Annotated in this window: 9 protein-coding genes; 8 read left to right on the top strand and 1 reads right to left on the bottom strand. The window is 73.2% G+C overall.

The annotated features are described in order from the left end of the window. The first annotated feature begins 44 nt into the window (after window positions 1-44). The 7 genes from LPC08_RS02230 (at window position 45) to LPC08_RS02200 (ending at window position 9321) form a co-directional block, all read left to right on the top strand. Window positions 45-1205, top strand: coding sequence for an acyl-CoA dehydrogenase family protein (locus LPC08_RS02230; protein WP_230451106.1), 1161 nt, complete (start codon window positions 45-47; stop codon window positions 1203-1205). Beyond that, window positions 1205-2371, top strand: a complete 1167-nt coding sequence (locus LPC08_RS02225; RefSeq protein WP_230451105.1) for a CaiB/BaiF CoA transferase family protein — start codon at window positions 1205-1207, stop codon at window positions 2369-2371. The genes LPC08_RS02230 and LPC08_RS02225 overlap by 1 nt, the downstream gene beginning before the upstream one ends. Further along, window positions 2361-3248 carry an HTD2 family dehydratase gene (locus LPC08_RS02220; RefSeq protein ID WP_230451104.1) on the top strand — a complete coding sequence of 296 codons (888 nt, stop codon included), beginning with the start codon at window positions 2361-2363 and terminating at the stop codon, window positions 3246-3248. Before LPC08_RS02225 ends, LPC08_RS02220 begins: the two co-directional genes overlap by 11 nt. A gap of 301 nt (window positions 3249-3549) precedes the next feature. After that, window positions 3550-4377 (top strand): enoyl-ACP reductase FabI, encoded by an 828-nt coding sequence (gene fabI / locus LPC08_RS02215; RefSeq protein WP_441295824.1) that lies wholly within the window; start codon window positions 3550-3552, stop codon window positions 4375-4377. A 283-nt stretch (window positions 4378-4660) separates the two neighbouring features. Then, complete coding sequence (locus LPC08_RS02210; RefSeq protein WP_230451103.1) at window positions 4661-6076, top strand: bifunctional enoyl-CoA hydratase/phosphate acetyltransferase; 1416 nt, start codon at window positions 4661-4663, stop codon at window positions 6074-6076. Then, window positions 6073-7299, top strand: coding sequence for an acetate/propionate family kinase (locus LPC08_RS02205; protein WP_230451102.1), 1227 nt, complete (start codon window positions 6073-6075; stop codon window positions 7297-7299). The genes LPC08_RS02210 and LPC08_RS02205 overlap by 4 nt, the downstream gene beginning before the upstream one ends. A gap of 246 nt (window positions 7300-7545) precedes the next feature. Continuing rightward, entirely contained in the window at window positions 7546-9321 is a 1776-nt protein-coding gene (locus LPC08_RS02200; protein ID WP_230451101.1) for an acyl-CoA dehydrogenase family protein, read from the top strand. Window positions 9322-9827: 506 nt separating this feature from the next. Here LPC08_RS02200 and LPC08_RS02195 read toward each other — a convergent pair. Continuing rightward, the gene (locus tag LPC08_RS02195; protein WP_230451100.1) at window positions 9828-10823 is read right to left on the bottom strand and encodes a Bug family tripartite tricarboxylate transporter substrate binding protein; all 996 of its coding nucleotides are present in this window, start codon (window positions 10821-10823) and stop codon (window positions 9828-9830) included. 189 nt (window positions 10824-11012) lie between these two features. Between LPC08_RS02195 and LPC08_RS02190 the strand changes: the two genes are divergently transcribed. Then, complete coding sequence (locus LPC08_RS02190) at window positions 11013-12242, top strand: CaiB/BaiF CoA transferase family protein (RefSeq protein ID WP_230451099.1); 1230 nt, start codon at window positions 11013-11015, stop codon at window positions 12240-12242.

Raw genomic sequence — 12242 nt, 5'->3', positions numbered from 1 at the left:
CGCAACACGCCATCGCCCATGGAGCCGTCCGAGGAGTCCCCCCCATGCACACCCAGCCCGACGAGTACCAGGAGCTGCGCGACGCCGTCCGCGCCCTCTGCGCCGAGTTCCCGGACGAGTACCACCGCAAGATCGACGCGGAGCGCGGCTACCCGGAAGCCTTCGTGGATGCGTTGACCAAGGCCGGCTGGCTCGCCGCCCTCATCCCCGAGGAGTATGGCGGCTCCGGGCTGGGCCTGACGGAAGCCTCCATCATCATGGAGGAGATCAACCGCTCCGGCGGCAATTCCGGCGCCTGCCACGGCCAGATGTACAACATGGGCACGCTGCTGCGGCACGGCTCGGCCGAGCAGAAGGCGCGCTACCTGCCCAGGATCGCGACCGGCGAGCTGCGCCTGCAATCCATGGGCGTGACCGAGCCCACCACCGGCACGGACACGACGAAGATCAAGACCACCGCCGTCCGCCAGGGCGACCGCTACGTGGTGAACGGCCAGAAGGTCTGGATCTCGCGCATCCAGCATTCCGAGCTGATGATCCTCCTCGCCCGCACCACGCCGCTGGCCGAGGTGAAGAAGAAGTCCGAGGGGATGTCGATCTTCCTCGTCGACCTGCGCGACGCGATCGGCAAGGGCATGACGGTGCGCCCGATCGAGAACATGGTGAACCACGAGACCAACGAGCTGTTCTTCGACAACCTCGAGATCCCGGCCGAGAACCTGATCGGCGAGGAAGGCAAGGGCTTCAAGTACATCCTGGACGGGCTGAACGCGGAGCGCACGCTGATCGCGGCGGAGTGCATCGGCGACGGCTACTGGTTCGTCGACAAGGTCGTGCCCTACGTGAAGGAGCGCGTCGTCTTCGGCCGCCCCATCGGCCAGAACCAGGGCGTGCAGTTCCCGATCGCCGAGAGCTACATCGAGATCGAGGCCGCCAACCTGATGCGCTTCGAGGCCTGCCGCCTGTTCGACGCCGGGCTGCCCTGCGGCGCGCAGGCCAACATGGCCAAGTACCTGGCCGCCAAGGCGAGCTGGGAGGCGGCGAACGCCTGCCTCCAGTTCCACGGCGGCTTCGGCTTCGCCAACGAATACGACGTGGAGCGCAAGTTCCGCGAGACGCGGCTCTACCAGGTGGCGCCGATCAGCACGAACCTGATCCTCTCCTACGTCGCCGAGCACATCCTCGGCCTGCCGCGGAGCTTCTGATGCCCGGCTCCAGGCCCCTCGCCGGCCTCCTCGTCGTCGCCATGGAGCAGGCGGTAGCGGCGCCGCTCTGCTCGGCGAAGCTCGCCGATGCGGGCGCGCGCGTCATCAAGATCGAGCGCGCGGAGGGCGACTTCGCGCGCGGCTACGACGCCGCCGCCCAAGGCTCCTCCAGCTACTTCGTCTGGCTGAACCGCGGCAAGGAGAGCCTGGTCCTCGACATCAAGCAGCCGGACGACCTCGCCCTGCTGCACCGGCTGATCGCGAAGGCCGACGTCTTCCTGCAGAACCTCGCCCCCGGCGCCGCCGCGCGGGCGGGCTTCGGCAGCGAGGCGCTGCGCGCGGCCCATCCCCGCCTGATCACCGTGGACATCTCCGGCTATGGCGAGACGGGCGAGTACGCGTCGATGAAGGCCTACGACCTGTTGGTGCAGGCCGAGAGCGGGCTGGCGAGCGTGACCGGCCGCGCCGAGGGGCCGGGCCGCGTCGGCGTCTCCGTCTGCGACATCGGCTGCGGCATGACCGCCCATGCCGCCGTGCTGGAGGCGCTGATCGAGCGCGGCGTCACCGGCCGGGGCAAGGGGATCGCCGTCTCCCTCTTCGACGGCATGGCGGACTGGATGAACGTGCCGCTGCTCTACTACGAGGGCACGGGCAAGGCTCCCGCCCGCGTCGGCCTCGCCCACCCCTCCATCTGCCCCTACGGCGCCTTCGACACGGCCGATGGGGCGCAGGTCCTCATCTCCATCCAGAACGAGCGGGAGTGGAAGGATTTCTGCGCCCGCTTCCTCGGCGAGCCCGACCTGCCGCAGCGGGAGGGCTTCCGCAGCAACGTCGAGCGGGTGGCGCACCGCCCCATGGTGGACGCCCATATCGCCCGGGCCTTCGCGGCGCTGACACGGGCGGAATGCGCCGCCCGGCTGGGCGAGGCGAAGACCGCCTATGGCTTCGTCAACGACGTCGCCGCCTTCGCCCGCCACCCCGCGCTGCGCCGGGTGACGCTGGAGACGCCCGGCGGTCCCGTCCAGGCCGCCGCGCCGCCGGCCCGCTTCAGCGACGGCGAGCGCGCGCTGGGGCCCGTCCCTGCCCTCGGGCAGCATACGGCGGGGATACGGGCCGAGTTTTCCGCCGCGCCACCGGCCGGCAAGGGGGCGGACCATGGGCGCTGAGACGGCCCTCGACATCGACCACCTCCGCGGCTGGGTCGGGCGGGGCGAACGGGCCACGGACACGCTGACGCCCCGGCTGGTGCAGGGGCTGCGGGCGACGCTCGACGGGGATGCGGCCCTGCCCGCCGACGGCGAGGCCGCGCCGGCCACCGCCCATTGGTGCCTCGCCCCGCCCACGGTCGCCATGTCCGGCCTGGGGCCGGACGGCCACCCGGCGCGCGGCGGCTTCCTGCCCCCCGTGCCGCTGCCGCGCCGCATGTGGGCGGGCGGCGCGCTGGTCTTCCACCATCCGCTCCTTGTGGGCGACGTGGTCGAGCGGGAATCGCGGATCGTCGACCTGTCCGTGAAGGAGGGCCGCACCGGCCGGCTCTGCTTCGTCACCGTGGAGCACCGGATCCTCTCCCCGCGCGGCCTGGCGCTGGAGGAGCGGCACGACATCGTCTACCGGGACATGGACCGCGCCCCGGCTGCCCCCCCGGCGGCCTCCCCGGCGACCTCCCCGGCGCGCCGGGCCGCGCCGGAGGCGCGCGTGCCGCAATGGCGGCGCGTGGTCCAGGCCGACCCCGTCCTGCTGTTCCGATACTCCGCGCTGACCTTCAACGGCCACCGCATCCATTACGACCGCGCCTATTGCATCGAGGAGGAGGGCTATCCGGGCCTCGTGGTCCATGGCCCGCTCCAGGCCACCCTCCTCGTGGAGCTGGCGGCCGAGGCGAAGGGCGGCCAGCCGCCCCGGCGCTTCGAGTTCCGCGGCGTGCGCCCGCTCTTCGACGGCGCGGCGTTCAGCGTCAACGCGGCGGAGGCGGAAGGAGGGCTCGACCTCTGGACGGCGGACGCGGCGGGCCACACCACCATGACGGCGATGGCGCGCTGGTAGCGGGGCCTGCCTTATCCTGTGGGGCAAGGGTGGAGGCAGCGGGTCCGCTGCCCCTCGCGGCCCCGCAAGGAGGCCGCGGGACGGCGGCCGCCCCCGGCAGGCACGGGGGCCCGCGCGCCCGATCATGGGCCGGCGCGTCCATGGCGGAGACATGCCGGCCGGGCGCGGCCTGACGGAACCCGCGCGGGGTGGGGGCCGGACTCCCGGCGCCTCCACGGGGCGACCATGCCCTTGTCATGCCCTCGCAACGCAGGCCCACTGGGCGACAGGCAGGACTGCTCGCCATCACGGGAGTCGGGGCATGACGGAGCTTTCCGGGACGCATGATCCCCTGCCGCGCGTCTGGGACCCGGACGACCGCGTCGGCGACATGCTGAAGGGCCGCCGCGGGCTGGTGGTGGGGGTGGCGAACGCGGACTCCATCGCCTTCGGCTGCGCCGCCAAGCTCCGCGCCTTCGGCGCCGAGCTGGCCGTCACCTACCTGAACGACCGGGCGGAACGCTTCGTCCGCCCGCTGGCCGAGCAGGTCGGGGCCTCCCTGGTCCTGCCGCTGGACGTGGAGCAGCCGGGCCAGCTGGAAGCGGTGTTCGGGCGGATCGCCGCGGAATGGGGCCGGCTGGACTTCGTGATCCACTCCATCGCCTTCGCCCCGCGCGAGGACCTGCACGGCCGCGTGGTGGACGTCTCGGCCGAGGGTTTCACCCAGGCGATGCGGGTCTCCTGCTGGTCCTTCCTGCGCATGGCGAAGCTGGCCGAGCCGCTGATGACGGAGGGCGGCGTGCTGGTGACGATGAGCTACCACGGCGCCGACAGGGTGGTGGACAACTACAACATGATGGGGCCGGTGAAGGCGGCGCTGGAAGCCTCCGTCCGCTACGCCGCGAGCGAGCTGGGCGGCAAGGGCATCCGCGTCTTCGCCATGTCCCCCGGCCCGCTGAAGACGCGCGCGGCGAGCGGCATCGCGCATTTCGACGAGCTGATCGACATGGCCCGGTCCCGCGCCCCGCAGGGGCGGCTGGTGGACATCGCCGAGGTCGGCCGCGTCTGCGCCTTCCTGGTCGGCGGCGCATCCTCGGGCATGACCGGCGACACGATTTACGTCGACGGCGGCCTGCACATCATGGCCTGAGGCGGGCCTCCCATGCGCCAGGCCCTCCCCGTCGCGCATCGCCCCGCCTGCCCCCCGCGACGGCCCCCCGGACATGACGGCGCCGCGTGGCAGGCGGATGCGCGGGGGCGGCTGACGGACCGGATGGTTCCCGGCAGGATCATGCCCGGCACGGGCGGGTCGCGGGAGCCGGCCTCCGCGAACCGCAGGGCGATCGCCATGCGGCGCGCGGCGGGTCCAGGATCGTGCCGGACGAGGTGACGGCCCCGCGTTTCGCCGACCGGCCCTGATAAGGATCGAGCCCATGCAGATGCACCCGCCCCTGGTCGGACGCACCGCGGACCAGATCGCCGTCGGCGACACCGCCGCCGCGCGGCGAGTCTGCACGATCAACGACCTGGTCGTCTTCGCGCATGCCTCGGGCAACGTGAACCCGCTGCACATCCCCGGCGAGGCCGAGCAGGAGGCCGGGCAGGCCCCGGTCGCCCCGGCCATGTGGGGCGGCTCGCTCTTCTCCGGCGTGCTGGGCAACAGCCTGCCCGGCCCGGGGACGCTCTACCTCGGCCAGACGCTGCGCTTCCACGGCCGCCTGCATGTCGGCGACGAGGTGGAGAGCCGCGTCACCGTGCGGGAGAAGCGCGCGGACGGGACGGTGGCGCTGGACTGCCGCCTGACGCGGATCGGCGACGGGGCGCTGATCGCCGACGGCGTGGCCGAGGTGCTGCCGCCCGCCATCAGCATGACCACGGACGGCGTCTACCTGCCGGAGCTGGCGCTGACCAAGGGGGGCAAGCTCAACCGCCTGCTCGAGGCCTGCCGCGGCGCCCCCGCGCTGCCGACCGCGGTGGTCTGCCCGACCGACGGCAACGCCCTGGGCGGCGCCTGGGAGGCGGCGCGGCACGGATTGATCGTGCCGCTGCTGGTCGGGCCGGAGGCGGCGATCCGGGCCGAGGCCGCCGAGATCGGCTGGGACCTGGACGGCGCCACCCTCGTCGACGTCCCCGCCCACCAGGCCGCGGCGCGCGCCGTCGCCATGGTGCACGAGGGGACGGCCGGGGCGGTGATGAAGGGCAACCTCCATTCGGACGAGCTGCTGACCCATGTCACCAAGGCCGAGGGCGGGCTGCGCGCCGGGCGCCGGATCAGCCACGTCTTCGTGCTGGACGTGGCCGGGCGGGAGGAGCTGATGCTGATCTCCGACGCGGCGATCAACATCCTGCCCGACCTGAAGACCAAGACGGACATCGTGCAGAACGCCATCGACCTGGCGCATGCGATCGGCATCGCCCAGCCGCGGGTCGGCGTGCTTTCGGCGGTGGAGACGGTGAACCCCGCCATCCCCTCCAGCCTGGATGCCGCGATCCTCTCCAAGATGGCCGATCGCGGCCAGATCACCGGCGGGCTGGTGGACGGGCCGCTGGCGATGGACAACGCCGTGGACCTGGAGGCGGCCAAGACCAAGGGGCTGCACTCCTCCGTCGCGGGGCGCGCGGACGTGCTGATCGCGCCGAACCTGGAGGCCGGCAACATGCTGGCCAAGCAGCTCGTCTTCCTCTCCCATGCGGAGACGGGCGGGCTGGTGGTCGGCGCGTCGGTGCCGGTGATGCTGACCAGCCGGGCGGACGACGCCCAGGCCCGCCTCGCCTCCGCCGCGCTGGCGGTGCTCTACGCGCACTGGACCCGGACCAGGGCCTCGCTGGTGCAGGGGGGCTCGCCGTGAACGTCGAGGGCAAGGCCGTCCTGGTCCTCAACGCCGGCTCCTCCTCCATCAAGTTCGAGCTGTTCGAGGTGGTGGAGGGCGAGCCGGAGACGCGGCTGGACGGCCAGATGGAGGGGATCGGCGCCTCGCCGCACCTCTTCGCGCGGGATCGCCGGCGCGTCGTCCTGGCGGACCAGCGCTGGGCCGGGCCGGACGTCGCCGACCATGTCGCCGCGCTGGCGCGGATCATGGAGGGGATCGAGCCCGCCATCGCCAACCGCGTCATCGTCGGCATCGGCCACCGGGTGGTGCATGGCGGCACCGAATTCACCGCGCCGGTCGTGGTGGATGCGTCGGTGGCGCGGAAGCTCGACGCGCTGCGCGACCTCGCGCCGCTGCACCAGCCGCACAACCTCGCCGGCATCGAGGCGGCCCGGCGCCGCTTCCCCGGCGTGCCGCAGGTCGCCTGCTTCGACACCGCCTTCCACCGCAGCCATGCCTGGGAGGCGGACACCTTCGCCCTGCCGCCGGAGTTCTACGGGCGCGGCATCCGCCGCTACGGCTTCCACGGCCTGTCCTACGAATACATCGCCGCCTCCCTGGCCGGGGAGGACCCGGGCCGCACGGTGGTGGCGCATCTGGGCAACGGTTCCTCGCTCTGCGCCATCCGCGACGGGCGCAGCGTGGACAGCACCATGGGCTTCACCGCGCTGGACGGGGTGCCGATGGGCACGCGCTGCGGCCAGATCGACCCGGGCGTGCTGCTGCACCTGATGACGAGCGAGGGGATGAGCGTGGAGGAGGTCGGGCAGCTGCTCTACCAGCGCTCCGGCCTGCGCGGCATGTCGGGCATCAGCCAGGACGTGCGCGAGCTGGAGGCCTCCGGCGCGCCGGAGGCCGCGGCCGCGCTGCGCTACTACGCCTATCGCGTGCGGCGGGAGATCGGCGCCCTGGCCGCCGCGATGGGCGGGATCGACACGCTGGTCTTCACCGCCGGCATCGGCGAGAACGCGCGCGACCTGCGGGCGCGGATCTGCGAGGGGCTGGAGTTCCTCGGCATCCGCCTCGATCCCGCGCGCAACGCCGCCAACGGGCCGGAGATCGCCGCCGAGGGCGCGACGGTGCGCGTCCTCGTCCGCCCGACGGACGAGGAAGGTATGATCGCCCGCCACGTCATCCACCTCCTGCAGGGGAGGATGGACCAGCCCTCCTCCGGCCCCGGTCGAGAGGGCGGCCCGGCCTGAGGGGGAACGGGGCGGGGCGTCGGCCGCCCTCCTCCGCTGCGACGGCGGCGTGGCCCGCCCGTTGCCCGTTGCCTCGGGCCTTGCCGCGTCCTCGGCAGGGCCCCATGACCACGCGATGGTGGCAGCACGGCCGATGATCCGCGCGGGCGGGGAGAGCGATGCGTCCAGGCCCGCGCCGGCGCTTGCGTGGCTGGAGCGCGTCGACAAGCTGGTCGGGACGGACCGACCCATGGGAGGATGACGGAGATGTCCGACTATCAGGCGCCCATAGCCGAGATGCGCCTCCTCCTCGACATGCTGCACGACCCCGCCCTGCCGGGCGCGGAGGAGGCGGGGCCGGAGCTGGTGGAGGCGGTGCTGACCGAGGCGGCGCGCTTCGCCGGCGAGGTCCTGGCCCCGCTCAACCCGGTGGGCGACCGCGAGGGCTCCCGGCTGGAGAACGGCGTGGTGGTAACGCCCCCCGGCTGGAAGGACGCCTACGACGCCTTCGTCGCGGGCGGCTGGAACGGGCTGACCTTCGATCCGGAATGGGGCGGCCAGGGCCTGCCCAGCCTGCTCGGCGCCGCGGTGGGCGAGATGTGGCACGCGGCCAACATGGCCTTCGGCCTCTGCCCGATGCTGACCCAGGGCGCGGCGGAGGCGATCCTGCACCACGGCTCGGAGGTGCAGAAGCAGCTCTATTTGCCCAAGCTCGTCTCGGGCGAGTGGACGGGCACCATGTGCCTGACCGAGCCGCAGGCGGGCTCCGACCTCTCCGCCGTGCGCACCCGCGCCGTGCCGGAGGGCGACCACTACCGCATCACCGGGCAGAAGATCTTCATCACCTACGGCGACCACGAGCTGGCGCCCAACATCCTCCACCTCGTCCTCGCCCGCCTGCCCGACGCGCCGCCGGGGGTGAAGGGCATCTCCCTCTTCGCCGTGCCGAAATACCTGCCCGATGCGGCGGGCGCGCCCGGGGCGCGCAACGACGTGCGCTGCGTCTCGCTGGAGCACAAGCTGGGCATCCACGGCAGCCCGACGGCGGTGCTCGCCTTCGGCGATGCCGGGGGCGCGGTCGGCACGCTGGTGGGCGAGGCGAATCGCGGCCTGAACCACATGTTCACCATGATGAACGCGGCCCGCCTCTCGGTCGGGCTGGAGGGGCTGGGCATCGCCGAGCGCGCCTGCCAGCAGGCCCTGGCCTATGCGGCGGAGCGGCGCCAGGGGCGTGCCGTGGGCGACGCCTCCCCGGCGGCGGCGCCGATCGCCCGCCACCCGGACGTGCGCCGCATGCTGCTGGGGATGCAGGCGCGGATCGGGGCGATGCGTGCCCTGGCCTATGCCTGCGCCGCGGCGGCGGACGGCGCGCACCGTCATCCCGACGCGGGCACCCGCGCCCGGCACCAGGCGCGTGTGGACCTGCTGACACCGGTGGTGAAGGGCTGGTGCACGGAGACGGGGGTGCGCATCGCCTCCACCGCGCTGCAGGTGCATGGCGGCATGGGCTACGTGGAGGAGACCGGCGCCGCCCAGCATTACCGCGACGCGCGGATCACCCCGATCTACGAGGGCACGACGGGCATCCAGGCCGCCGACCTGGTCGGGCGCAAGGTGCTGCGCGACGGGGGCGAGGCCATCGGCGCCCTGCTGGCGGAGATGCGGGACCTGCTGCCACGCCTCGCAGCACGGGAGGAAGCCCCCTTCCCCGCCCTGCGCGACAGCCTTGAGAAGGGGATCGGCGCGCTGGAGCAGGCCGTCACCTGGCTGATCGAGGCGGAGCGGCGTGACCCGCGCCTGCCGCTGGCAGCCAGCGGCCCCTTCCTGGAGCTGGCCGGGGTGGTGATCGGCGGCCATGGGCTGTTCCGCGCCGCCCTGCATGCCGCGGAGACGATGACAGGGGGCGAGGCCGGCTTCCGCGCGGAACGCCTGCGCTCCGCCCGCTTCTACGCGGGCAACATCCTGCCCGAAGCCGCGGGGTGGCTGGCCGCGGCGACGACGGGCGCCGAGGCCACCCTGGACCCGGCCGAGGCGGAGGGCTGATCCCCGCCCGCGCGTGACGCCCGCCGGAGGGTCAGGGATGGGCGGCCGCGCACGGAGGCCGCGTCGTGGCCTGGCCGGCCAGCCTGGCGCTCACACGGGTGGCGGGATGACGTGGCCCGTGGTGCCGTGATGTTCGGGCGTGGGACCGGGAGGGGACGCCGTCCCCTCCCAGACCCTCCCCTGCCGGGGCCACAAGCGGGCCCCGGACCCCGCTGGGAGTCTGGTACTTCGGGTGGGCGTCAGCCTCCGGGCTGAACCCTGACGGAGCGCGGACAGGCAGGACTCTGGATAAAGCTTCAGAAGGTGTCCCCGAGTGCTGCGGCCGTACCCGCCGAGGAGCCAAGCTCCTCGGCGCCTCGACCCCGTGTCAGGCTGTCCCGCGGCAGCGCCCACCGAGTCCAGGGCCCGCAGGGTCCTGGCGGAGTGGGGGTACGGGGGCGAGGCAGAGCCTTGCCCCCGGGGAACGGGTGCCAACTACCAGACGTCAATGCATCACGCCGTGCGGATCACTCCACCCGGATGCCGGCGGCGCGCACGACCTTGCCCCACTTCTCCGTCTCGCTGCGGATGATGGCCGCGAACTCCGCGGAGGTGGTGGGTTGTGCCGTGACGCCGATGGTGTTCAGGCGCTCCAGCACGGCCGGGTCGCGCAGCGCGCCGGTGAAGACCTCGTGCAGCCGCGCCAGGATCGGCGCGGGCGTGGCGGCGGGCGCGACCAGGCCGAGCCAGCCCAGGGATTCGAAGCCGCCCAGCCCGGCTTCGGCCACGGTGGGCACGTCCGGAAGCTGGGGCATGCGCTGTGGCGAGCTGACCGCGAGGGCGCGGATCTGCCCGTCGGCAATCAGCGGCAGGGCCGCGGGCGGGTCGAGCACCGCCAGGTCGGTGTCGCCGGAGAGCAGCGCGGTGAGGGAGGGGCCCACGCCGCGATAGGGCACGGTGATCAGGCGGATCTGCCCGGCCTGGTTCAGCAGCTCGGCGGTCAGGTGCATGGCGCTGCCCACGCCGCCATGCGCCACGGTCAGCCGGTCCGGCCGCGCGCGCGCCGCGGTGAGCAGATCGCCCAGGCCATGCAGCTCGGAGCGGGCCCGCACCGCGAGCAGGAAGGGCGTGCCGCCCAGCATGGTGACCGGGGCGAAGTCGCGCAGCGGGTCGAAGGGCAGGGCGGGGTAGAGGCTGGGGTTGACGGTCAGCGCGCCGGCCGGCCCCTGCCCCAGCGTGTAGCCGTCCGGCGCCGCCTTGGCGACGGCATCCATGCCGATGTTGCCGCCGGCGCCGGGGCGGTTCTCCACGACGATCGGCTGGCCCAGCCGCTCGCCCACGACCGGCGCCAGCACGCGCGCCAGCGCATCGCCGCTGCCGCCGGGCGGGAAGGTGACGATGTAGCGGATCGGCCGGCTGGGCCAGGATTGCGCCAGGGCCGGCTGCACCAGCGCCGGCCGGGCCAGGGCGGCGAGCGCCGCGACGCCGAGCACGCGCCGGCGCGACAGGGGATAGGTCGTCATCGCCATGCCTTGAACATGTCCCTGTCCCTTCGCGGGTCGCCATCGATGGGCGACCCGTCGCTTCTCGCTGCCGATGCCGGCGGCGCGGAGAAATGATAAGGGTCCCTGATATATCCTTCAAGCGTCGTCTCGCGTTGACCGGATGACAGGCTGCCTGATATCCAGCGGCGAACCAGGAGGAACGCCGGGATGACCGATCCGAGGCCGCAGGACGCGCCCCGCAAGGCCGATCCGCTGCACGGCATCCGCGTGCTGGAGCTGGGGCAGTTCATCGCGGCACCCTATGCGGGGCTGGCCCTGGCCGATCTCGGGGCCGAGGTGATCAAGATCGAGCGCCCCGGCGAGGGCGACCCCTTCCGCCGCTTCGGCAGCGCCGGCCAGGACGGGCGCTTCGCCGGCTACACGCACAACTTCACCGCCTTCAACCGCAACAAGCGCAGCCTGACGCTGGACCTGTCCGACCCGCGCGGCCAGGCGCTGCTGCGCACCCTGGCGCGGCAGGCCGACGTCGTGCTGGAGAACTACCGCCCCGGCGTGCTGCGCCGGCTGGGCTTCGACTACGACACGCTGCGGCAGGAGAATCCGCGGCTGGTCTACTGCTCCATCACCGGCTTCTCGGCCGACGGGCCGTACCGCGACCGCCCGGCCTACGACGCCGTGGGCCAGTCCGTCTCCGGCATGCTCGGCACGCTGCTCGACCCGGACAATCCACGCCTGCGCGGCCCGACCCTGACGGACCAGATCACCGGCATGCAGGCCGCCGCCGGCATCCTCGGCGCGCTGCTGCAGCGCGAGCGGACCGGGGAAGGGGCGCGGGTGGAGGTGACGATGCTGGATTCCAGCATCTACCACATGCCCGACAGCTTCACCGCCCTGACCCAGTCGGGCCTGGCGATGGACAGCGAGACGCGCGCCGCCTTCTCCCTGTCCTTCGCCTTCCGCTGCGCGGACGGCGCGGTGATCGGCATCCACCTCTCCTCCACCGAGAAGTTCTGGCACGCGCTGCTCGCCGCGGTGGAGCGGCCGGAGATCGGACAGGACCCGCGCTTCGCCGACCGCAACGGCCGCATCCGCCACTTCTCCGCGCTGGTGGAGACGCTGCGCCCCGTCTTCGCGGCGCGGCCCCGCGCGGAGTGGCTCGACATCCTCATCGGCCACGACGTGCCCGCCGCCCCGGTGCACGGCATCCCCGAGGTCATGGAAGACCCGGAGGTGCGGCATCTCGGCCTGTTCCACGAGGTCGAGCATCCGCGCCGCGGCCGGCTGACGATGATGCACCGCGCCATCCGCCTCGACGGGCAGCGCGAGCAGGACCCGCTGCTGCCGCCGGAGCTGGGCGAGCACACCGACGCGCTGCTCGCCTCCTTCGGCATCGCGCCGGAGGACATCGCGGCGCTGCGCGAGCAGAAGGTGATCTGA

The organism is Roseomonas sp. OT10, from assembly GCF_020991085.1.
Classification (GTDB): Bacteria; Pseudomonadota; Alphaproteobacteria; order Acetobacterales; family Acetobacteraceae; genus Roseomonas; species Roseomonas cutis.
This window is presented reverse-complemented; position numbering and strand designations above follow the sequence as displayed.

Bases quoted from the DNA above. Each gene is read 5' to 3' on its own strand.
- LPC08_RS02210 (WP_230451103.1), top strand. From the start codon at position 4,661: ATGCAGATGCACCCGCCCCTGGTCGGACGCACCGCGGACCAGATCGCC.
- LPC08_RS02195 (WP_230451100.1), bottom strand. From the start codon at position 10,823: ATGACGACCTATCCCCTGTCGCGCCGGCGCGTGCTCGGCGTCGCGGCG.
- LPC08_RS02190 (WP_230451099.1), top strand. From the start codon at position 11,013: ATGACCGATCCGAGGCCGCAGGACGCGCCCCGCAAGGCCGATCCGCTG.
- LPC08_RS02225 (WP_230451105.1), top strand. From the start codon at position 1,205: ATGCCCGGCTCCAGGCCCCTCGCCGGCCTCCTCGTCGTCGCCATGGAG.
- fabI (WP_441295824.1), top strand. From the start codon at position 3,550: ATGACGGAGCTTTCCGGGACGCATGATCCCCTGCCGCGCGTCTGGGAC.
- LPC08_RS02200 (WP_230451101.1), top strand. From the start codon at position 7,546: ATGTCCGACTATCAGGCGCCCATAGCCGAGATGCGCCTCCTCCTCGAC.
- LPC08_RS02230 (WP_230451106.1), top strand. From the start codon at position 45: ATGCACACCCAGCCCGACGAGTACCAGGAGCTGCGCGACGCCGTCCGC.
- LPC08_RS02220 (WP_230451104.1), top strand. From the start codon at position 2,361: ATGGGCGCTGAGACGGCCCTCGACATCGACCACCTCCGCGGCTGGGTC.